Annotated in this window: 24 protein-coding genes and 3 pseudogenes; 11 read left to right on the top strand and 16 right to left on the bottom strand. The window is 57.2% G+C overall.

Features of this window, described 5'->3' with window-relative positions; genetic code table 11:
• Positions 1–19: 19 nt before the first annotated feature.
• The 7 genes from C5P05_RS33630 to C5P05_RS08580 all read right to left on the bottom strand — a co-directional run bounded on the left by C5P05_RS33630 (position 20) and on the right by C5P05_RS08580 (position 5,245).
• On the bottom strand, positions 20–187 hold the full coding sequence (locus C5P05_RS33630; RefSeq protein ID WP_157979270.1) for a hypothetical protein: 168 nt from the start codon (positions 185–187) through the stop codon (positions 20–22).
• A 163-nt stretch (positions 188–350) separates the two neighbouring features.
• On the bottom strand, positions 351–800 hold the full coding sequence (locus C5P05_RS08600; RefSeq protein WP_114969429.1) for a MarR family winged helix-turn-helix transcriptional regulator: 450 nt from the start codon (positions 798–800) through the stop codon (positions 351–353).
• Positions 801–887: 87 nt separating this feature from the next.
• Positions 888–1,871, bottom strand: a complete 984-nt coding sequence (locus tag C5P05_RS08595) for a Bug family tripartite tricarboxylate transporter substrate binding protein (protein ID WP_157979269.1) — start codon at positions 1,869–1,871, stop codon at positions 888–890.
• Between the two features lie 2 nt (positions 1,872–1,873).
• Entirely contained in the window at positions 1,874–2,068 is a 195-nt protein-coding gene (locus C5P05_RS33625) for a hypothetical protein (RefSeq protein WP_157979268.1), read from the bottom strand.
• Positions 2,069–2,137: 69 nt separating this feature from the next.
• Positions 2,138–3,544: an NAD-dependent succinate-semialdehyde dehydrogenase gene (locus C5P05_RS08590; RefSeq protein WP_114969427.1), complete on the bottom strand. Its 1,407-nt coding sequence runs from the start codon at positions 3,542–3,544 to the stop codon at positions 2,138–2,140.
• Between the two features lie 286 nt (positions 3,545–3,830).
• Positions 3,831–4,310, bottom strand: a complete 480-nt coding sequence (locus C5P05_RS08585; protein ID WP_114969426.1) for a tautomerase family protein — start codon at positions 4,308–4,310, stop codon at positions 3,831–3,833.
• 494 nt (positions 4,311–4,804) lie between these two features.
• A complete protein-coding gene (locus C5P05_RS08580; RefSeq protein ID WP_157979267.1) occupies positions 4,805–5,245 on the bottom strand; it encodes a hypothetical protein in 441 nt (146 codons plus the stop codon).
• Between the two features lie 211 nt (positions 5,246–5,456).
• On the opposite strand from C5P05_RS08580, the gene C5P05_RS08575 reads away from it, so the two are divergent.
• On the top strand, positions 5,457–5,972 hold the full coding sequence (locus tag C5P05_RS08575; RefSeq protein ID WP_232834402.1) for a hypothetical protein: 516 nt from the start codon (positions 5,457–5,459) through the stop codon (positions 5,970–5,972).
• A 114-nt stretch (positions 5,973–6,086) separates the two neighbouring features.
• Here the strand turns inward: C5P05_RS08575 and C5P05_RS08565 are convergent.
• Positions 6,087–6,302, bottom strand: a pseudogene (locus C5P05_RS08565) (IS21 family transposase); the annotation flags it as partial.
• 34 nt (positions 6,303–6,336) lie between these two features.
• Here C5P05_RS08565 and C5P05_RS08560 point away from each other — a divergent pair.
• Positions 6,337–7,139, top strand: a pseudogene (locus C5P05_RS08560) (Mu transposase domain-containing protein); the annotation flags it as partial.
• Between the two features lie 358 nt (positions 7,140–7,497).
• On the opposite strand, the gene C5P05_RS35260 reads toward C5P05_RS08560, so the two are convergent.
• On the bottom strand, positions 7,498–7,635 hold the full coding sequence (locus C5P05_RS35260; protein ID WP_420130730.1) for a hypothetical protein: 138 nt from the start codon (positions 7,633–7,635) through the stop codon (positions 7,498–7,500).
• A 71-nt stretch (positions 7,636–7,706) separates the two neighbouring features.
• Between C5P05_RS35260 and C5P05_RS33620 the strand changes: the two genes are divergently transcribed.
• Both C5P05_RS33620 and C5P05_RS08545 read left to right on the top strand, forming a co-directional pair.
• On the top strand, positions 7,707–7,982 hold the full coding sequence (locus C5P05_RS33620) for a hypothetical protein (RefSeq protein WP_157979266.1): 276 nt from the start codon (positions 7,707–7,709) through the stop codon (positions 7,980–7,982).
• Positions 7,983–8,155: 173 nt separating this feature from the next.
• Positions 8,156–9,235, top strand: coding sequence for a porin (locus C5P05_RS08545; RefSeq protein WP_157979265.1), 1,080 nt, complete (start codon positions 8,156–8,158; stop codon positions 9,233–9,235).
• A gap of 636 nt (positions 9,236–9,871) precedes the next feature.
• On the opposite strand, the pseudogene C5P05_RS08540 reads toward C5P05_RS08545, so the two are convergent.
• Positions 9,872–10,072: pseudogene (locus C5P05_RS08540) on the bottom strand (transposase domain-containing protein); the annotation flags it as partial.
• A gap of 99 nt (positions 10,073–10,171) precedes the next feature.
• A complete protein-coding gene (locus C5P05_RS08535; RefSeq protein ID WP_114969422.1) occupies positions 10,172–10,468 on the bottom strand; it encodes a hypothetical protein in 297 nt (98 codons plus the stop codon).
• Between C5P05_RS08535 and C5P05_RS08530 the strand changes: the two genes are divergently transcribed.
• Entirely contained in the window at positions 10,467–11,183 is a 717-nt protein-coding gene (locus C5P05_RS08530) for an IS6 family transposase (protein ID WP_114969421.1), read from the top strand. The two genes, C5P05_RS08535 and C5P05_RS08530, sit on opposite strands and share 2 nt — an antisense overlap.
• A gap of 135 nt (positions 11,184–11,318) precedes the next feature.
• Positions 11,319–11,834, top strand: coding sequence for a LysR substrate-binding domain-containing protein (locus C5P05_RS08525; protein ID WP_332871342.1), 516 nt, complete (start codon positions 11,319–11,321; stop codon positions 11,832–11,834).
• A 349-nt stretch (positions 11,835–12,183) separates the two neighbouring features.
• On the opposite strand, the gene C5P05_RS08520 is transcribed toward C5P05_RS08525, so the two are convergent.
• Positions 12,184–13,137, bottom strand: a complete 954-nt coding sequence (locus C5P05_RS08520; RefSeq protein ID WP_114969419.1) for an ISNCY family transposase — start codon at positions 13,135–13,137, stop codon at positions 12,184–12,186.
• Positions 13,134–13,475, bottom strand: coding sequence for a helix-turn-helix domain-containing protein (locus C5P05_RS08515; RefSeq protein ID WP_157979262.1), 342 nt, complete (start codon positions 13,473–13,475; stop codon positions 13,134–13,136). The genes C5P05_RS08520 and C5P05_RS08515 overlap by 4 nt, the downstream gene beginning before the upstream one ends.
• Positions 13,476–13,648: 173 nt before the next feature.
• On the opposite strand from C5P05_RS08515, the gene C5P05_RS08510 reads away from it, so the two are divergent.
• The 4 genes from C5P05_RS08510 (at position 13,649) to C5P05_RS08495 (ending at position 16,902) form a co-directional block, all read left to right on the top strand.
• Positions 13,649–14,419, top strand: a complete 771-nt coding sequence (locus tag C5P05_RS08510) for a helix-turn-helix domain-containing protein (protein WP_114969417.1) — start codon at positions 13,649–13,651, stop codon at positions 14,417–14,419.
• A gap of 116 nt (positions 14,420–14,535) precedes the next feature.
• A complete protein-coding gene (locus tag C5P05_RS08505; protein WP_114969416.1) occupies positions 14,536–15,516 on the top strand; it encodes a Bug family tripartite tricarboxylate transporter substrate binding protein in 981 nt (326 codons plus the stop codon).
• Positions 15,509–16,417 carry a PhzF family phenazine biosynthesis protein gene (locus C5P05_RS08500; protein ID WP_232834401.1) on the top strand — a complete coding sequence of 303 codons (909 nt, stop codon included), beginning with the start codon at positions 15,509–15,511 and terminating at the stop codon, positions 16,415–16,417. The genes C5P05_RS08505 and C5P05_RS08500 overlap by 8 nt, the downstream gene beginning before the upstream one ends.
• Positions 16,414–16,902 (top strand): RidA family protein, encoded by a 489-nt coding sequence (locus C5P05_RS08495; protein WP_232834400.1) that lies wholly within the window; start codon positions 16,414–16,416, stop codon positions 16,900–16,902. Before C5P05_RS08500 ends, C5P05_RS08495 begins: the two co-directional genes overlap by 4 nt.
• 263 nt (positions 16,903–17,165) lie before the next feature.
• Here the strand turns inward: C5P05_RS08495 and C5P05_RS08490 are convergent, their stop codons facing one another.
• The 3 genes from C5P05_RS08490 to C5P05_RS08480 form a co-directional block, all read right to left on the bottom strand.
• Complete coding sequence (locus tag C5P05_RS08490) at positions 17,166–17,624, bottom strand: alpha/beta fold hydrolase (protein ID WP_198674673.1); 459 nt, start codon at positions 17,622–17,624, stop codon at positions 17,166–17,168.
• Positions 17,625–17,986: 362 nt separating this feature from the next.
• Positions 17,987–18,523, bottom strand: a complete 537-nt coding sequence (locus tag C5P05_RS08485; RefSeq protein ID WP_114969413.1) for a carboxymuconolactone decarboxylase family protein — start codon at positions 18,521–18,523, stop codon at positions 17,987–17,989.
• Between the two features lie 225 nt (positions 18,524–18,748).
• Positions 18,749–19,537 carry an alpha/beta fold hydrolase gene (locus C5P05_RS08480; RefSeq protein WP_114969412.1) on the bottom strand — a complete coding sequence of 263 codons (789 nt, stop codon included), beginning with the start codon at positions 19,535–19,537 and terminating at the stop codon, positions 18,749–18,751.
• A 50-nt stretch (positions 19,538–19,587) separates the two neighbouring features.
• Here C5P05_RS08480 and C5P05_RS08475 point away from each other — a divergent pair, with 50 nt between their 5' ends.
• Positions 19,588–20,574 (top strand): AraC family transcriptional regulator, encoded by a 987-nt coding sequence (locus C5P05_RS08475; protein WP_232834399.1) that lies wholly within the window; start codon positions 19,588–19,590, stop codon positions 20,572–20,574.
• Positions 20,575–20,576 lie beyond the last annotated feature (2 nt).

Raw genomic sequence — 20,576 nt, 5'->3', positions numbered from 1 at the left:
GCGCGCAGTCACACGCGGTTCATTCACCGGCCGGAGCACTAGCGCCATCACACTGCGCGCGACCGAGCGCCTCGATAAGTGCCCCCGTAAGCTCCTTACCAACCTGGTTATGCGGTGCAAACTTCATGGTCAGAACAGCAACATTCTCGATGCGTTGAAATTGAACCACTTGTGTATTGCTTGACATGCTATTTCCTTCTCTGAATCTGTCGATTGAAGGCTGACCTGCATCGCGATGGATTGAGCCTTTCCTCTGAAATCAATTCATCTCAATAGGAGTATATACTCCTATGTAATTTACGAACTGTTTATGGGTTTGCCCATCCGAGTGGTTGTTGCGCCTCTCTGGCTCAGATAGTTGCAGGACGATCCTGCTCGTACAGTGCCCGTCCCGCTTGTGTTACGTCCCCGAGTTGCTTGCGCAGGTTTCTGGCCCGCTCCTGTCCAAACATGCTCTCAAAACGCTCGTGCACACTTTTCCATAGCGGCAATGCTTGATTCAGCACTGCCTCGCCAGCCCGCGACAAGCCAATGAGCCGCTCCCGGCGATCTTGCCCAACGCGGATCAAAACGAGGTTCTCACGCTCCAGCGGACGAAGATTGCGCGCAAGCGTCGTTCGATCCATCGCCAGCATGTGAGAGAACTCCGCAATGTTCACTTCGCCCACAGCAGCAAGTCGCGCAAGGATCGAAAACTGGGTCACTCGTAGGCCACTCGGGCGGAGTACCTCATCATAGGCTTGCGTAAGGGTACGAGCAGCACTTCTCAGCGAGCTGCAGTTGCAGGTCAAAGCTTCCATTTAAACTCCACCCTGTTGGACTTCTCTACGATTGCAGGCTCAATATCAAGGATAGCTCGCCAACGCAGAGCATCGGTTGGTGTCCGGTCATTTAGGTGTCAGATTGATCGATTTTGCGACCTTTTCATACTTCTCGCGTTCACTCTTGTAGAACCCGTCTGCCTGCGCCAGACTCATCTCATCCACCGGCAGGCCCGCCGACTCCTTGATGAACTCCTGGAACGTGGCGGTTTTGACAGCTTCATTGATCTGGGCGTTGAGCTTCAGCGCAGCGCTCTCCGGGACCTGGGTTGACACGAACACACCAGCCCACGCACTATAGAAGAAGTCTCGAACATATTTCCCCTCATTCAATGTGGGAGCCTTCGGAAGGTACGGGTTTCGCTTGGCGCTCGCTGTTCCGATGAGCTTGATCTGACCGGAATTTATCAAGGCAATCACGCTTGCAGCCATCGGAACGAACGCGGCGTCGATCTCCTGGGTCAGCAAGGCTTGAACCACCGGTGCCGCCCCTTTGTAGGGAACGTCGAGCAACTTGATGTCCGCGCGAGCCTGGAAGTCTGCGCCTGCGAGATATGTGATGGATCCGTAGCCCCAGCTTCCAATGGAGTAGTCCTTCTTCGTGCGGGCCGCGTTGACGAAATCGTCTACCCCTTTAAATGAGTGCCGTGCGGCTGTCACCAAGGCCAGATCGGTCGGAAAAATATTGGCCACCAGGCGAAGTGCATCCGATCTGTACTTGGCGTTGGTCATCGCCAAGGGTGCGAGGATCGCATCGTTGCCCGTCGTCACCAACACCACGTGACCATCAGGCGGTGCAGACAAGACGCTCCGGGCAGCGATCGATCCCCCTGCGCCAGGTAGATTCTCAATGATTACAGTTTGCCCCAGTCCAGCCTGAATCTGAGACTGAATCTTGCGGGTCGCAACATCAGCAGGCCCGCCAGCGGGATAGGCAACCCTGAGCGTTACCAGCTTGGTGGGGTATGTCTGCGCATGACCCAGCACAGCGATCGCCAGACCGCCTAGGGCAACGGCGATACAGGCGGCTTTATGAAGAACCTTTTTCATATTCATCTCCTTAGATAGTTTAAAACATACTCAGCGTCGACCTTCAGCAGTGGCCCCGAGAACGACCACTGCTTCTGAAGCACCACCAGCATGGGAGACAGCGCGGCTGCGGCCAGGCTCGAGCGGAAGCGGTTAGGGTCGTGATCAGGCATATTTGAGCCGCCATAGTGCGATTGCCTGCCAAACGGCAGGTTCATAAACGCCGGCTAGCGCGAGGCGCGCTAGCCGACCTCATGCAGGGAATGTGCCCATAAGACGACACAGTGTCAGCCGCGGGCGACGGGGCCCCACGGCGGCGAGCCGGCGGGCGCAACGTTGATCAACTTCTCGTTGACAAATTCGCCGAACCCCAGTTCTGACAATTCGCGGCCGAAACCCGAATTCTTGATGCCGCCAAACGGAAGTTCGGCGGCCGTCCATGCCGGCTGATTGATGAAGACCATGCCGCTGTCGATTTTTGCTGCGACCTTACGACCACGCTCGACATCGGCCGTAAAGACCGAGGCACCGAGACCGTATGGCGTCGCGTTCGCCAGGCGGATGGCCTCCTCTTCGTTCTCGACGACATAGAAAGAGGCGACCGGACCAAACAATTCCTGCGTGTAGATCGGGTTGTCCCTACTGATGTCGGTGAGTACGGTCGGCTCTAAGTAGAAGCCAGGACGGTCAATTCTTCCGCCACCGAGTGCAACCCTCCCACCGTTCCTCTTGGCCAGTTCGATCTGATCGAGCAGAAGGTTCAGTGCCTTCTCGGAGGAAAGCGGTCCCAGGGTGGTGCACGGGTCCTGGGGATCCCCAGTCTTCAGCGAAGCCATGCGCTGGACGAAGCCGTCGAGGAAGGCCTTGCCGCGCGTCTCTCCAATGACGATAATCCGCTTCGATCCGACGCAGCATTGACCGGTGTTGAACATCCGCCCGAACAGGGCACTATCGAGCGTGGATTCGAGCGGTGCGTCTTCGAGCACGATGAGCGGGTCACTTCCCCCCATCTCCATCACCGACTTCTTGAGATTGCGGCCCGCGCGCTCGGCGACGGCCGCACCCGCGCGCTCGCTGCCGGTCACCGTGACACCGCGAACGCGCGGATCATCGATCACGTGCCCAATCTGCTCAATGCTGGCGAAGAGATTGGTGTAGACGCCGGCTGGCGCGCCTGCCTCCTCGAAGAGCCGGGCAAATGCTAGGGCTGACTGTGGTACGTTCTCAGCGTGTTTCAGCAGCAACACATTGCCCACCATCAACTGCGGCCCGGCAACTCTCGCGACCTGGTAGTACGGGAAATTCCAGGGTTCAATACCGAGCAAGACGCCAATCGGCTCGATGTGCAGTTCCGCTCCAGGGGACTCGGGAAGGAGCCGCCGTTGTAGGTAGGCCTCAGCGTTCCTCGCGTAGTAGTCGAGAATATCGGCGGCAAGGCCAATCTCTGCACGCGCCTCGTTGATAAGCTTTCCCATCTCCAACGTCAAGTAGTGGGCGTACTCTTCGCCTTTCCTGCGAAGGATGGCGGCTGCGGTCGAAACGATCTTGGCTCGTTCAGCTACCGCGCGATGGCGCCAGTCGGTCTCGAATGTTTTGTGTGCATTCGCAAGTGCGACCTCCAGATCTTGGTCGGAGATGTCTGCATAGGTTTTAATCAGCTCGCCCGTTGTTGGGTTAATCGTTTGATAGGCCATATTGTTTTCCACGGATTTGGGTTAATGGAGCCCGCCTTCCAGCGGGTAAGATCAAAAAGAAAGCCCGTGACCGACCGCCTCCCTTTCGACTGCCTCTGTGGCAAAGGCCGGTTGCTCCCGCTGCGCGTTGACACGTTACGGCTGCCGGTGCCAACCTTTGTTTTAGGCGTATCTGCACTTATATGCATAGGAATTCCAGAAAAATGCGCCTCGGTCTGATCCTGGCGGAATACCTTGCCGGATTGGGCAATTAGCTGACTCCCATCGGAGCCAGCCAAACTGAAATCTAACGGTCGGCTATTCCCGGAGCGAGGAGGAGGCTAACAGGAAGCTTTTCCGCTAAGGTATAGGGACTTGCCTTATTTTCCTTAACCCACCTCTTCTCGGCCACAGATTCAAAAGGCGGAGGGAGTTCGCCTTGAAGAGACCAAAGATCGAAAGGCGTCTCGTCAATGGAAACTTCCCAGTCATACCCCCTGTCCTTTACGTAAGGAGCAATGACCTCATCAATTGCCCTAATCCACCATTCTCTGATGATCGGACCAGGTAGCGTCCTGGCAATATGGTCGACTTTGAACCGGACGAATTTGGGATTCGGCACGCCACCTACAAAACAGGAGTCCTTGGCCATCTCCTCAAAAATGGTCACCACATAGAATTTAGGGATGGGGACTCCCGCATAAACATTCGTAATCTGCTCGGACAGATTCTTTTTGTCTTCAGCAGTGTACGCACCGGCAGGATGATAAATTTTCCACAAAGGCATTGTCTCTCTCCAATAAAAAATGTAATACCAATAACAGTTGTTTTTCAATGCTTTCTAGTTCATCCGCTCATCCTCCTTTACCGGGTACCGGTCAACGTTATGCACACCAATAGATAGCGTCACCTCAATAACAGAAATTTTCTGCTTGAAGAACGTTCATCTCTTGCTCATCTAGAACAGATTTCTCTATTACGCGCATATACACCTATTTGATGCAATTTTTCACTGCGCTGATCCGTTTTATCCAAGTACGCTGAAGGCATAGGCGAGCGCCGCTGCAATTCCACATAAACCCAGGCCGCTGATCAGGTAGGCAGCAAAGTACTGATGCATCTCCTCTCGGCCCTCGAGGACTACAGCACAGCAGCCTACGGCAACCACGTACACGTCGTTGGCCTCAGCCTGCGTTGGGGGCCCTGTTCTGCCTCCAGATTCGGCGTTTCGCGAGCTGCCGACTATTGTCGGCCGCCCCGGAAGAAAAGTCGATGTGACTGTCACGGCAACTCCTTGGTTAAATTAGCCTCTCGTGCAAGTTCCGGAGTTACTCCGAAATATTCATCGGGCAGCCTACCGCGCGTCTTCTCGACAAATATCTGCCGAAACTTCGATGCCGCCGACAGAGGCCGCATTGCGACGATTCGTTCAAGGATCAGTCCAGCTTCGTCGTCCACGATCAACTCAAGAGTCTCAATCAACTCTCCGTCGATCAATCCCCGCCAGACCAGAAAGGTGCTGCACCCCTCACGCATCTCCTGGATGTACTCGCCACTGCGGATCTCGGCAGCGACTGCCATCACCTGCGATACAAGCTCCCGACCTCGAACCGTCTTGGCGAGGATGGGGCTGTGGAAGACCACATTGGGAGCCAGCAAGACCGCGAGCTCGGGGGCTGCGGCTTGAGACTCGCGAGCGCGGCGCAAGGGGTGTTTGTCCACGGTGTATCTCCGGTCTTTCATTCTCAATTTTATGGGAGTATATACGCCATTTATTAGCAGTCTGCATGGGGTATTCCCTAGCAGGCCGATGAAATACCTCGGAACGGAGTCCGCCGAAATGCAGTCACAAGATGCTATGTGGGACTACTCAATCAAGACGGGTTGAGCTAAAAAAAGAGGATTTCAAACTTTGTTGCGAAGGAGAACTGAAATGTCTATTTCCCGCCAGACGGTTATACAGGACCAGGAGGCGGCGATCCAAGCCGACCTGTACATGAGCATCGAGCTAAGTGACAAGAAATGGCAGCTGACGTTGAGCGATGGCCGTCGTGGCCCCGGCCGATACAGCGTGGAGGCTGGTGACACGGCCGAAGTTGCACAGTGCATAGCCAAAGCCAAGGAGCGCTGCAAGCTCCAGCCACAGGCCAAGGTGCATTCCTGCTACGAAGCCGGACGCGACGGCTGGTGGCTGCACCGCTGGTTAGTTGAGCAGGGCATTGACAACATCGTGATCGACTCTCCCAGCATCGAAGTGAACCGGCACGCCAGGCGTGCCAAGACCGACCGGCTCGACGGTGACAAACTGCTCTCGATGCTGCTGCGCCACCGTGCCGGCGAGCGTGTGTGGTCGGTGCTGCACGAGCCATCAGCCGAGGATGAGGACGCACGGCGCACGCACCGCGAACTGGCACGGCGGTCAATCGTTCTTCAAAGCTCATGGCGCTGATGCCGCTTTGTGTGAGTTGCTGCTCCAGCGCCTGGGCCATGGTCTCAAGGCGCAGGCCGCGCAGTTGGTTCAAGGTGGTGTTCATCATCATTTTGGGGTCGTCCGTGTTGGGATTCATTGGTAGTAATTTGCGCCACGCACATGGGCGTGAGTCGGGCTGGTCCACTCAGGGGCAGTGCTGGTTTGGAGCAGGTCGCGCCGGTTGAGCACGATGTCGCGGACGTGGGTGTATTTGCTGGTGCCCAAGCTCAACGCCAAGGTGCACGCCGCCTCCAGCCTGGCGTCGCCGTAGCGCTTGGAGAGGGACAGCAGGCCTAAGCAGGCACGGTAGGCATGGGCGTTTCGGGCTACTGCTTAGGCCTGCTGTGCCACGCCGGCGCAAACTGGCCGCGACTGGTTGGGCGCAACAGCGCAAGCCTTGAGCTTTTGTGGAGGTGTGCCCCAGCTCGTCATTCCCGACAACCCACGCGCCCTGGTGAGCAAGGCCGACCGCTACGAGCCGCTGCTGACAGACAGCGTGCGAGACTTCGCCCGCCACTACGGCTGCTCGGTCTTGCCCGCACGCGCCTACCACCCGCAGGACAAGCCCAAGGATAGAGATCAGCGTGCTGCTTATGGAGCGCTGGATACTGGCGCGATTGCGCAAGTTTCAATTCACCAGTGTGGAGGAAGTTAACGACGCCATTGCCCCCTTGCTGCAATGGCTCAACCAGCGTGCCTTTTAAAAGCTGCCAGGAAGTCGCGCCAGCGTGTTTGCGCAAATCGACGCCCCGGCCCTGATGGATGGCCTTGCCGGTGCAGCCCTGGGAATGGGCGGTCTTCAAAACCGTGCGCGTGCACATCGACAGCCACGTCGAATTCGAGGGCCACCGCTACAGCGTGCCCAACGCCCTGGTTGGCCTGGCGCTGGAGCTGCGAGTTACCGCCCATGCGGTAGAGGCCTTGCACCGTGGCAACCGTGTTGCCAGCCACATGCGCTGTGCCCACAAAGGCGGTTTCACCACCGTGACTGAGCACCTGCCCGAGCGCCACCAACACCAGGCCCAGTGGACGCCCGAGCGGCTGGTGACCTGGGGCGAACGCATCGGCGTGGCCTGCGCCGCCACGGTGCGAAAAATGCTGGAGCGCCAACGCCACCCCGAGCATGGCAGCCACGAAGATGTTGGCGGGTCCCACCTCTTGGCCATGCACCATGAGCGCAATGGTGGGGCCGGCAAAGTCAATGAACAACTTCTCGCCAGCGCGGTGAACCTGCCGCATGGAGCGCTTGAGACGTTTGGAAAACTGGCGGTAGTTCTCGCAGAACTGCGAGTAGCGCCAAGGTTTGACAGGGTTGTCTGCACTGTGCTCGTCGCCGACCTGGGCGCAGTATTCCTCCCACAGCAGCATGAGGGTCACGCCCTTGCGGCCCAGCTCCTGGTGAATGCGCCCGTAGTCGGCTTGGGCGTAAGTGTCGCTGGCCGGGGCGAGGGGACGCCAGCAGGCGTCGCTCCAGCGCTGCTTCGTCCATGGCTGAAATGGCCACTCAATCCAGCCCAGCGGCGACAGCCAGTCCCACGTATTTGGTGACAACACCTTTGGAGATGCCCAGGGCACCAGCGATTTGTTGGTGGGAAAGCCCACTGTCGAATTTGAGACGCAGGGCGTCTTTGAGTTTGCGCATGTTGATCCTTGAGGCGGGCATGTAGTTCTTTGCAAAAGCATCGAAGCTACACGCCACGCCGGATTTCGTTTATGCGCAACACCATTCCGCTGGCGTATACCGCCGTGCCGACAGGCGTGACCAAAAAGCATCGGTCACGTTCGTCGGAATCACCGGTCACGTTGGACCGGAATACTCACTTTGGAGATGTTCAGGACTGCGGCGATGCGCTCATGCGAGAGATGGGCCTCGAGTTTGAAACGCAGAACGTCTTTGATCTTGCGCATAGTGATCCTTCTCTCGTGCTTTCTGGCCTCAACGATGCTCAGGACTTCTTGCAGGGCGCCGGGGTTCCTGATGTCGCTTGACACTACGCGCATATACACTTATTATTCGGCAAGCTGCGTGTGCTGCATGGGCTCCGACAAAGCGCGTGTGCGGGCAACGCGATCTGGCTCTTTACTAAATGGCAAATTTCCCCCGCTTTCAGCGCCACGAGGTTGCGCTACGAGCTTCGCTTTACCTCAACCCAGGAGACACAATGAAAAAAACACTACAACACACCCTGCTCGGCGCGCTGGCCGTAGCCTCAGCCGCTGCGTCGGCGCAATCCAGCGTTCGCCTCAGCGGCGTACTCGACGAGTACGTCACATCGCGTCAGCTCAGCGGCGCGCTGACCCGGCTGACCAAGCTCGATTCGGGCGGCATGACTACCTCGCAACTCACCTTTGACGGTTCCGAAGACTTGGGTGGTGGGCTCAAGGCAGACTTCACGCTGAGCATGTTCTTGCGGGCTGACACCGGTGAACAAGGCCGCTTCGCAGCCGACCCGCTGTTCGCCCGCGCCTCGTGGATGGGCTTGAGCGGGAACGTCGGCTCAGTGCGTCTGGGGCGCCATCCTACGGCCGCCTTCTTGAACTACGTACGCACCAACGCCTTTGGCGACTCTCCAGCGTTCGGTCCCGCCTTCCTGCACACCTGGGTCAACCCTGTGGGCCAAGGCACGCAGTTCCTGACCCCGGCAGCCGCAACCGGACGCTCGCTGACCGCCCCGCTAGCTGGAACCGACAACGCCTGGAACAATGCCGTTACCTACCTCTCGCCCAACTTGGGCGGTGTGACCTTCACAGCGCAGTGGGCCCCGAGCGAAAGCAACGGTGTGGGCAACCGTGCCGACGCAGGCGTGTACTACGTCAGCGGCCCCTTGGTGCTTGCCATGGCAAGAGAACAGTTTGGCAAAGGCAATGCGCCCGCCACTACACCTGCCACAGCACTGAACAAGATGACGAACTGGTCGGGCAACGCCGCCTATACCTTCGGTTTTGGCCGCCTGAGCGCAGGTTTCCTCAGCACGAAACGGGACTACGCCACCCTCAGCGACGACAAGTTCACCACCATCCACGTGGGCGCTTCGGTACCGCTGGGCGCCGGTAACGTGCTGTGGCAAACTGCCCGTAGCCGCCAAACCGGTGGCGTCTCCAGTACCCGACTGACGACCTCGGTGGGCTACGACTACGTCTTCTCCAAACGCACCGACCTCTATTCCGTGGTGATGAACGACAAGCTCACCAACAACAGCAGTGGTAACACGCTGGCCATGGGCATTCGCCACCGCTTCTGATCGTGCAGCGCCACGGCACGCCCGGTGCCGTGGCCATAACCGCAGCGTTCGTGGGCGTCGCACGTCATACGATTGAAGGCGGCTACAGGAGGCTCTAAACTGGCTGCTCCAAACCGGCCATTCACCCTTGCAACTTGTCTGTCGACAATATCGAAGATTTCAACGACATCTACATCTGCGTTCGACCAACAACAGGCAGTGAGCCCGCTGCCCGATTGCCGCCATAGTTCCGATGTGCGCGCAAGATAGTACTTGACCGAAAACCCTTCAACCCCCGTAACGACGCGGGTTCCCATTGCTTATGTCGAAGTGAAGATTTTCTAAAACCTGCAGTTTGAGCCATTTTTCTGCCAAATCATGTCCCAATGCCGGGTTTTGGCCAGAATTTTCGCGTGTGAACTGGCGCCCAATTTGAGTTGAAAATACGCATCAAAAATCCTGCAATCAGTCCACCCTTTTCCCTCTCAAACGTTGATATGGGAGGTTCGGAAATGGTGATGTTTTGATGAGAGAAGATGACGATGCGCGTAGTCCAGAATGAACAAATGACCGTAAGCGGTCTTTTAACCCCGCCCCTTGCGCCGAAATATCAAATGTGATGGATGCACATGCGATACCGCGCCAACGAGCGCGGGCTCACGCCGCCGGCAACTTGATGCGCCAGGGCAGCAGCGCCTCGTAATCATCGGCGGTCTGCGCGTTCGGCAGCGCGACGAACAGCGCCTGGAGGTAGTCGTATCCGTTGATGCTGTTGACCTTGCAGGTCTGCAGCAACGAGTACAGGTTGGCGCTCGCGTTGGCGCCGGCCACCGTGTCGGCAAACAACCAGTTGCGCCGCTTATGGAAGGCCCTCCATAATGCAGAGAGTCTTTAGCCTGACGGCCGCGGCGCGCATGTCCATGAGAACGGTTGCCAGCCACACGGCATCAATGCGGATCATCGTAACCACTCGCGCAGCCAGGCGGCGCAAGCGCCGCCTGGCTGCAGCGGCCACTTCACGACGATGGTTGCATTGGCGCGGTGCACCTCTACCCGGATGTCTGGCGCTACTTGTGGTGTGGGCGCTGGCGCCGACTCATCGAGTGTGACGGGCACGAATGCCTGCGACGGAACCACCAGCGCAGACGGGATGCGCTCTCGCAGCCATCGGTGCACGATGTTGGTGTTGATGCCGTGGGACAGGGCCACGCCAGCGGCTCTGTTGCAGCAAGCATAAACGACAATCTGAGCCATGCTCGATTTCCGCCAAAGTCTGATCAACAGCACGCTGCGCAAGGTCCTCAAACGGTTGCACTATCCGCTTGAGGTGATGTTGACCTGCGTGCGCTGGTATGTGGCCTACCCGCTGAGCTTGCGTAACATCGAGGAGATGATGCAGGAACGCGGTGTTTTCGTGGATCACGTCACGGTCCATCGCTGGGCAATCAAGATGTTGCCGGTGTTGGCCGCCGTTTTCCGTCGGCGCAAGCACCCCGTGGGTCGAAGCTGGCGCATGGACGAGACCTACATCAAGGTTTCAGGCCAGTGGAAATATCTCTACCGCGCCGTTGATCGTGCCGGCGACACGGTGGATTTTCGGCTCACTGCCAAACGCGATTTGGCTGCGGCCCGGCGATTTCTGGAACGGGCCATCAACCTGCACGACGTACCAGAAAAGATCACCATCGACAAGAGCGGCGCCAACACGGCCGCCATTGAAAGCGTCAAGGCCGACGCCTGTGTTGATATCTTGATGCGCCAAAACAAGTACCTCAACAACATCGTCGAACAGGACCACCGGGCCATCAAGCGGATCACCCGACCGATGCTTGGATTCAAGTCGTTCTGGAGCGCCAGGATCATCATTGCGGGAATCGAAACGATGCACATGATCCACAAGGGACAGTTGGATTGTCCCGGTGGTCAACCCGTGTCTGCGGCTAACCAGTTCTACAGCCTTGCGGCCTGATCACAAGTTTAACCGTGCAGCTATTTTCGTCTCGACTCCACTATCGCAACAAAACCCGAATTCGTCCTTCATGGCGAGTTCCAGGAACTCTGTGATTTGCTGCAGCCGCGCATTGCGCGCCAGGCCCACGATGTAATGCACGCCAGCGCGTTCGCAATAGTTGATGATGCGCTGGCGGCAAATCAACACATGGCCACTCATCCGGTGCAGCTTGATCCGACTCGTTTCGAGCGTTACGAGATAGGCTCCGAAACCATTCGACCTTACGTATCTCGCACCCTGAGCGATGGTGAAGGAACCTTGATGCCAGGGACTGCTGTCCAGCTAGTACCCTTGCTCATGTACTCGCCTAGCGTATATTTCGCCCGTGTCGTGGAGACGGCAATTGAAAGTGCTCCACGGAAACTATTCGGTTTCAGGGTATTAGAGGTCGCAATGTCTGACGTGCTTGGAGACCTCGCCGAACAAGGCTTTGGTATCGCCTGGTTGCCCACCAGTTCATTTCAAGGTGGCCGCCTGAAAAATCTTGTTGCTGTTGGCGATGGCGACTGGGACATCGAAGTATCCATCGTCGCGTATCGGGCCAAGAACAATACACGGCGCGCGGTGACCCAGGTTTGGGACAGAATTTTGGAAACTAGCCGGAAATAGTCTAGTCAGGTTTCAGCGTCAGGTTAGCCGCTAATCGCTAGGTACTGGCAGATTATTTTGTTCGGACTGTCAACCCAAAATTGAAATGTCCCCTTTTGCGCAAAGTAGAAATGTCCCCTTTTGAGTTGGCGGATCGAAGTTCGGATATTGCGGTCTGACTTTTATTTCAATGGCTGTTGGCAAGCGCGAGCGCGTCAGGCCGAAGGCGAAGGATCGAGGAGCGGTGGGTAACTGACGCACCGGCGTACTCGCCGGCTGTCCACGCCCTTGTGGTGTGGGCAGGTCAGTTATCCACGGCGGGCGCGTGCACCTGATGCGCGTGAACTGGCGTTTCTTCGCTCAAGCCCGATCAGGCTGTGGAGCGGGATTGCCTTGATGCATTCTGCGAGGCGACTTTGGCTTGCAGTTTGCGCAGCCTCACCGCCTCTTTGGCCAGCACATCATCGACTCGTGCATTGAGCAGCTTGTCGTCAGCCACGCGAGTCGCGCTCAGATGCTGATGGCGCTCAAACGTCTTGAAGGGCAAGGCCTCAGAGCCCCACAGCAGTTCGAGTTTGCCGTCCAAATGCTCAACGACCTTGATGGTTTGCGCGCGCAGCGCGTAGCGCGGCTGCTCTGGGCGTGTGATGAGCACCAGAAGCCGGCCCATGAACTGGCAGGTCAGTGTCTTGGACAGCCTGCGCTCGTAGTGATGGGCACAGATGCGAGCCAGCGCCTGTGCATCGCCCTCATAGATCCGGTGCGCATTGGCGCCGTCTGCGGCCACTCGCTTAAAACGGGCATTGTGCTGCGCCAGATACTGGGGTAGCCAGGCGTTGGCAGCCTCAATGGTGCTGATCCTGGCCAGTCGTATGGCCTTGACCAAACGATCTTGCAGCGTCTGAAACGCACGCTCCACACGCCCCTTGGCCTGGGGTGAGTAGGCCAGGATGGACTCGATGTTGAGATCTCCCACAGCCCGCTCGAACTGCGTGGGCACAGGATCCTCGGGGTCGTGTTTGGTGAAGATGCTGTGGCGGTCGCTGTACAGCGCCAGCGGGCGGCCATGGGTGCCCACGTAGCACTGCAAGCTGTGCAGGTAGGCGTTGGTGCTCTCCACCGGGTAGAAGCACGCCTGCATCAGTTCCCCGGTGGCATCGTCAATGAAGGCGATCAGGCAGCATTTGCCTGCACGGTCTTCAAACCAGGCGTGGGGACTGCCGTCAATTTGCACCAGCTCGCCCAAGCGGCTGCGCCGCTCACGGGGGCTGTGAATGTGCCTGACCCGCGAGCGCTTGGCCTTCCATAACCCGGCCTCCATCATCCAGCCGCGCAGTGTCTCGGCGCTGCCCGTGTAGCCGTGCTGGACCGGTCAGAATGATTGTCGCGCCCCACGCACGCCAGAGTGGGGCCAAAGTCAGCGTAATGCTCGCGCACCAGGCCCACAAACCGGTCCCGAACGGACAGCGATATTCGGCGGTTGCTGGGAACACCCCAGCGCTTGGAAACAGCGCCCTGCGCTCCGTCCTGGCGTATTGCGCGTACCAGACGTTTGACTTGGCGTACCGAGATGTTCAGCCACAACGCAGCGTCTGACTGGGCCATGGTGCGTTCAATGACCTGCAGAATCACCGCGTATCGATCCGCTTCTTTCAAACTCATCTGTACCACCTCTGCCATTGAATCGCCCCTTAACAAGAAAGGGGACATTTGAATCTGGTCAAAAGGGGACATTACGACTTTGCGCTGTCATTATTTAGTTCGGACTTGACTCTTTGCTCTACAAGTCGGTACATTTCGACCTGAAGGTCACCAATTGATGAAAGGGGGTTTTCATGCCAGTAGCCACATCTCTTTCTTCCAAGCTAGGGTTGGTCGAGCAAGAGGGTTTCGCCTTGCGGCAAAACCGCCAGGCCGGCTACCAATTCAAATGGCACACCCACGACTGCGCCATGCTGTTATGGCCTCAGTTTGGCGGCCTCAGCACCTCTTGGCTTGATCAAACTGGCGAGCAGCTGTCAGAAGCTCATACAGTCAAATTAGTGCGAAATGCAGCCATCCTGCTCCCCCCCAACACAGCGCATCGGACAACATCTGTCACTGGCCGACAGCATCATGCGGAACTCTATCTGGCACCTGAGCTACTGCGGAATTGCCGACACTCCGGCGCGGTATTGCTCGATGGCGCCGCTGTGGCCATGCTGGATGCACTGGTTGCGCCATCGCTCTCCAGAAAAAGCACTACGTTTTTGGTGAGCGCGATCATCACGCAACTTGCGTCTGCGAGGCCCCTGGCACCCGCCGCCGGAGGCCCGTCTCTGGCTCAAAAGATGGTACGGTGTTTTGCGAAGGCTCTGCAGCTCGAAGTGCTTCTTCCGTCGGTGAACGCCGTCGCCTCTGAGTTGGGCGTCTCCATACGCCAGCTACAGCGCGCATGCAAGCAGGAAATGTTAGAAAGCCCTGTTACGGTGCGGCGACGCCTACTGGCCTCGCAGGCTCGTAGGTTGATGACCGAGGAAGGGCTGTCATTGGCTGACGCCAGTGAGCGCCTCGGTTTTTCCACAAGCGGACATTTAACCCGACTCTTGCACGACGTGGGATCATGAAGTAAGGCGACTGCCAACATGCGCCGTCGCAAAATGGATCGCACGATGTCGCGTCCAGGTTTTACTGGTCGCGTTAAGACTCTTAGCATGCCTTCTCCATTCCCTCAGGAGTTGCCATGTCCTTCCTTTCTTATACGATCCCTTTAAAGCGTGTATTCCTTGCGCTGGCCCTCGCAAGCGTCGCCACTGGCGCATTCCCCCAAAGTTGGCCGACTCGACCCTTAACGGTCATTGTTCCTTTTCCCGCCGGCGGAGGGACCGACTTGGTCATTCGCGCCATACAGTCTTTGTTGCAGAAAGAACTGGGGCAGCCGATCATCATCGACAACCGAAGCGGAGCAGGCGGCACCATTGGCTCGGCGATGGTCGCGAAGGCTGCACCGGACGGCTACACCATGGGAGTTGCCACCACCAGCACCCACGCCGTAAGCGTGAGCGTATTCAGGCAAGTACCCTACGATCCGACAAAGGATTTTGAATATGTCGGGTTTATCGGCACCTCGCCCTACGTGCTTGCGGTGCATCCTTCGCTGAAAGCGCCGGATATCAAGACACTCATTGCGACACTGAGGAAGAATCCCCGGCAGTACAGTTTTGGCTCTGTGGGAGCGGGCACCGTTTCCCAGCTTATGGGTGAAAAGTTCAAGGAGGTTGCCGGAGTCCCACTGGTCCATGTTCCGTACCGGGGAGCGGCGCCCGCGTATGCCGATCTCGTAGGTGGCCAGGTGCAAATACTTTTTGACAATCCCCTGGGTCTGTCGCCTTTCATTCGATCCGGACAGTTGGTCGCTGTCGCCGCTACCGCGTCCAACGCACTTTTGCCGGGCATTCCGACTTTTGCGCAGCAGGGCGTTCCCAACTTCGATCAGACCTTGTGGTACGGCATCGCCTTCCCGAAAGGCACACCAAAAGCTATCGTGAATAAATTCAATAGTGCATTGAACAAAGTGTTGTCAGACCGAGCCGTCGCGGCCGACCTTGCAAGCAAGGGTATCAATGCTAATCCTGCATCGCCGGAAACCATGCGGGCTGCTGTCGTCAAGGATATTGCGTATTGGGGAAAGATCGCCACGTCTGTGGGAGCTAAAGTTGACTGATTCTCATGATGTGCAGAGTGAACCGCCACCATCGGTGATGGGCATTCGGGTTTTTGTCAATGGGCCGTCCGGAGGAAATCCTGTGCCATTGGTGGTGGATGCCTCCCAAATGACGTCATCCCAAATGCTCGACATTGCCCGCCAGTTTGGGCACGAATCGGCTTTCGTGGTTCCACCGTCGTCAGAATCGGCAGACTGGCGCTTCAGATTTTTCGTGCCCTGTCATGAAATGGAGATGTGTGGACATGCGACGGTGGGCACATTGTGGGCCATGCGTCAATTGGGTCTCTGGGAAAATCCAACGGCTCGGATAGAAACGTTGAGCGGCCCGGTAGATGCGCTGTGGGATGAACCCGCACAGCAGGTATGGGTGTCGCAGCCCCCAGTGCAGGTTCATGAGCTGTCGGACCATCATCGACAGCGCGTCGCCGACGTGCTCCGGTTACCGCCGAACATGAACTACGTAACCATGATCAACGCAGCTACCAGCCGGATCAAGACCCTGGTGGAACTGCCGACAGCAGATTTTTTGCATGGCCTTCAGCCCGATTTTTCGGCTATGGAGGGGCTTTGCAAGGAAATCGGATCCACAGGGCTTTATCCGTTTTATTTGGATGAAACGCGTGTTACAGGTACTACTGTCTTCGCTCGGCAGTTTCCACGAGCGTCCGGATACGCCGAAGACGCTGCCACCGGTATTGCCGCCGCTGCGCTTTGGGGATATCTGGTTAATGTCGGCGTGGTGCCCGCAGGCAGCCCCGACGCTCCGGCGGCCTGCACTGTGCGACAGGGCGATGCCATGGGGTGCCCGTCTGCTATCGTGATCCGCGGCCGATTCAATCCAGACGGACACATTCAAGGATGCTGGCTCAGTGGTCGTGTGGAATGGAGTGTCTTGTGAACGCGCTTTCGCTGGAAGAGTTTTTAGTGCAACACGGCTTGGAGCTTCCGCCAGCGCCTCACGCCCGCGGAGCCTATGCCCCTTTCTGTGAAGTAGCGCTAGGAACCAAACATGTTGTGTTCGTCAGCGGTCAAACTTGTCGCATTGGCGGTAAGGCTCTTCAGGGGATTAGCGAAGGCGTGGAGAATCTGGAGGAGGCACGAAACGCAGCGCGGGTGGCAATGCTGAACTGCCTTGCGGCTCTTCGCATGGCTGCGGGCGGCGTGCTGTCACCTTCGTGCCAAGTGGTCCGCCTTCGTGGATTCATTCGATCGGGTTCAAATTTCACAGGGCATACGGCGGTTTTGGATGCGGCATCAGAACTATTGCAAATTGTCTTTCCAGGGCATCCCCTTCCTGCGCGCACCGCCGTCGGGGTTAGCAGTCTGCCGGATTCAGCATGGATCGAGATTGAGCTGGATGCAGTTATCGCGCTGCCTGCGTGACCAAAATCTTAGCCCCACAGGATAATTTTCATAGACGAAAGGTATATTTCTGTTCACGACGCTCTCGGCAAAGTAAAACCACTTCCCGTCCGGCGAGACCACTAGTCTACTTGCATAGCGGATGTTTGAAGCAGCCTCTCATACCAACACCACTAGGCCAAGCCGTTCACTCGTCGTCTTAATCGGGTGCCACGATCGTGCCTGAGAAGTCGCGTCTTTTGGGAGCAGCTCTCAACGGCCTAGCGCGATCGCACCGCCGTGCTTTAGCGCTTCAGAAAGTTGTTCATTTCGGTCACGAACTGGTCGTGATACTGGAAGATCGCCTCGTGGTTCGAATCGGGGTACATCATGAGCTGCGCGTTCTTGAGAATCCGGAACATCGCGTAGGAGCTGTCTGTGGGCAACATAGTGTCGTTACTGCCAGTGACGATCAGCACGGGCTGGGTGATGGCACTCAATAGCTTGTTCGAGGAATCCTGTGTCGTCGAGAACACGATGAGCGCTTTGGCCTGGGCGTTCGCCACATCCGGACCTGCCTCGGGATCACGATCTTTTTGCCGAGCACTGGTACGCTTCAGGAATGCCTGACCTGCCTCGATGCTACTCTTCGACTCCGTGAAGAACAGCACCACGCGCGGATCCGGATATGTCTTCTGAGACATGGCATCGTTGAGCACCTTCATGAGGTCGTTGCCGCCGCCCTGGTGCGCGGTGTTTGCCAAGATGACTTTCCGGACAAGCTCAGGATGCTGCGTGCGAGGTTCTGCGCGATCATGCCACCAAGGGAATAGCCCCCAGGAGGTCGACCTGCCGAAAGCCCAGGGCGTTGATGAACGCGAGTGCGTCATTGGACATCTGTTCGACGTTGGCGGGTACTGTCCATTGCGGACATGGTGTTCTCCTTGGCGATTTAGGCTGAGTTGGCCAGTCTTGGTCGTCTCAAATCAACACATGCTTAGTCGGCCTATCAATCGCAGAGTCAACTCGTCATCGGGGAGTTTTTTGGTCGAAAGCGAAGTTGCGATTTGCGGCGTGTTCACGCCGCAAATCGCAAGAATCACCTGGTCAGGCTTTAAATCGTGCGTTACTGCGCAGGCGGAAAATCCAGCACAGTGTTGTTGACGCGATTGAACAGATTCGTAAACGTGATGCTGGTGATGGCCAGAATTGTGTCGACAATCTGGGCGTCCGTGAAACCGGCCTGTCGCACGGCGTGTAAAGCATCTTCCGGCAAACTGCCTTTGCTGCCTACCAAACGCCGGGTGAACTTGGCAAGCGCATCGTGCTTTGCGTTGCCGGACGGTTGACCATATCGCAATGCCTTAATCGCATCTTCGCTTAAGCCATGAAGCTTGCTGATTGTGGTGTGCGCGGCCAAGCAATACTCACACTCTGAGGCTTGGCTGAGCACCAACTTGATGGCTTCTTGTTCTTGGCCGCTCAGCGTGCCTTTCTTCAATGCCGCATCCAGGTTTAGTCCGGCTTCCAAGGCAAACGGGCTGTTGCTGCCAATGCCGACATAAGCATTGGGAACCATGCCGATAGAGCCTTTAATGGCTGAATAAATCTGAGCAGCAGGGCTTGTGGCTTCGCTGATGGGTTGGGTGTGAAGGCGATTCATGATTAAAAGTTTCTCAGTTTGTGATTTGACTAAGCGCGAACGGTGATGTGGCGCGCCGACGGAAGTGGAATGTGTGTTCTGTACGGTTAATACCGCTGGATAGTCCCAAACATCTGGTGGGCGCTTGTCCTTGAGTTATGCATAGACGGTGTAGCAGAAGAATTTGTGATTCGGGGAGGGAAGATGCGCACCATTGCGCTCAATCATCCGTCCCTTTGTCAATGATTACTTCGACGCTTGCTCTATGGCTTCTGCCAGGCCGTTCGGATTGATCAGAAATGGCAGGTGGCCGGTTTTCAGGGTTGCTTCAAAGCGCACCGGCGTTGCCGTCACCATCGTGGTCTGCAGCGCGGGGCTGATGACTTGGTCAAGTGTGGTGTGCACATAGGCCTTGTCCACTTTTCCAAAGCGGTCGGCGCTCAATGGCACTGGGGTTGCCAGCGGTGCCAGAGGCTCGTCCACGATCAGATCGGGCAGGACTGCGCGCAGCTGTGCCGGACCGTCGTTGGCGAACAGGTCGGCGCGTGCTGCGTATTCGACTACGGCCATGCCCTTTTCCTTGTTGATTTGCAGATGCGGGCCAATCTTCGCGTCTGGATCTTGCTGAGCCAGCGACAGCAGTGACTCACCATTGCGTGGCAAGTAGGCGGCGACGTAAACCAGGGTCTTGACCTTTTCCGGCGCAGCCTCGGCGACTGCCGAGATCGTGATGCCGGCAAAGCTGTGGCCCACCAGCACCACTGGTTTGGTCGACTTCTCCAGGGCCTTCAGAACTGTGGTTTTATACAAGTCCAAGCTGACCTGATCAGGAGCCTGCGGTGCACTGGGACGTCCTGGCATGTTGATTGTCGTCACTTGGTAGCCATCGGCCTTCAATTTTGCCGTGACGCCCTGCCATACGCTTGCATCAGCGAATGCGCCATGAACGAGCACAATTTCAGGCTTTTCTGCAGCCATTGTATTTCCGCCCAGTAAAAGAGCAGATGCAGCCAAAATAGTCGAAATAAGTTTCATAATGAGTCCTTTAAGTGCAAGATTGCAAGGAAATTGTAGAATTTGGCTCTATGAAAAGCCATTTCACTTACCCCGAATTTCATGCTCCATCGTCCGATTCGGTTGCAAGTTATGGAATGACTGCAGCTCGTACCGATGTGCTGTCCGAAGTTCTGACTTTGATCCGCCTGCGAGGAGAATTGGTCTACACGGCAGAACTGGGTGCCCCATGGGGCATACGCTATGCGCCGGGGCCAGCGCACTTTCATTTCGTCGAGCAAGGCACGCTTTGGGTGTTGGCCGCCGGTACCGAACCGATGTGCTTGGACGCCGGCGATCTGGTGCTGCTACCGCACGGAAATGGGCATGTAATCGCGGATGACCCCGGGACCTCTCCAACTAACATAGATTGGCTCACCACACAGCATTTCAATCGAGATGACCTGAGTTTTCGTTTTGGCGGAGTCGGCATGCAAACGAAACTTGTGGGTGGTTTCTTCAGCTTTGAAGGCAGTCCCCTGCCGGCCATCATGTCGGCTTTGCCAACCGTCATCCATATTCCGCGCGTGCCGGGTGGCGCTCAGCCCTGGCTGGCGGCAATTTCCCATTTCTTGGTGGAGGAGGCGCACCAGCCCTATCCGGGTTCGTCCTTGATGATTTCTCGTTTGATTGATCTGCTTGTCATCCGGGCGTTGCGCAGTTGGGCTGCAGGTCACGCGCAGCGCGGAGGCTGGCTTGGTGGCCTAGGCGAACAGCGGATTGGGCGTGCTTTGAGCGCCATCCATGGCGACCCGTTTCGGCGCTGGACTGTACAAGCGTTGGCCGACATTGCTCTGATGTCGCGCTCCATTTTTGCCGAGCGATTTGTGAGTACCGTTGGTGAGCCTCCTTTGCATTACGTGACGCGCTGGCGCATGACAATAGCTGCCGATCTGATTCGCAGTGGAGGGCTGAAGGTGACAGAGGCGGCGCAACGCGTTGGCTACGCTTCCGATGCGGCTTTCAGCCGTGCCTTCAAAGCCCATTTTGGTCATGCTCCAAGTGAAGCCAAACGCTAAAT

Origin of the sequence: Rhodoferax ferrireducens (genome assembly GCF_003347515.1) — a bacterium.
Lineage (GTDB): Bacteria > Pseudomonadota > Gammaproteobacteria > Burkholderiales > Burkholderiaceae_C > Rhodoferax.
The sequence above is the reverse complement of the archived record's forward strand: the minus strand, read 5'-3'. Positions and strand labels throughout refer to the sequence as shown.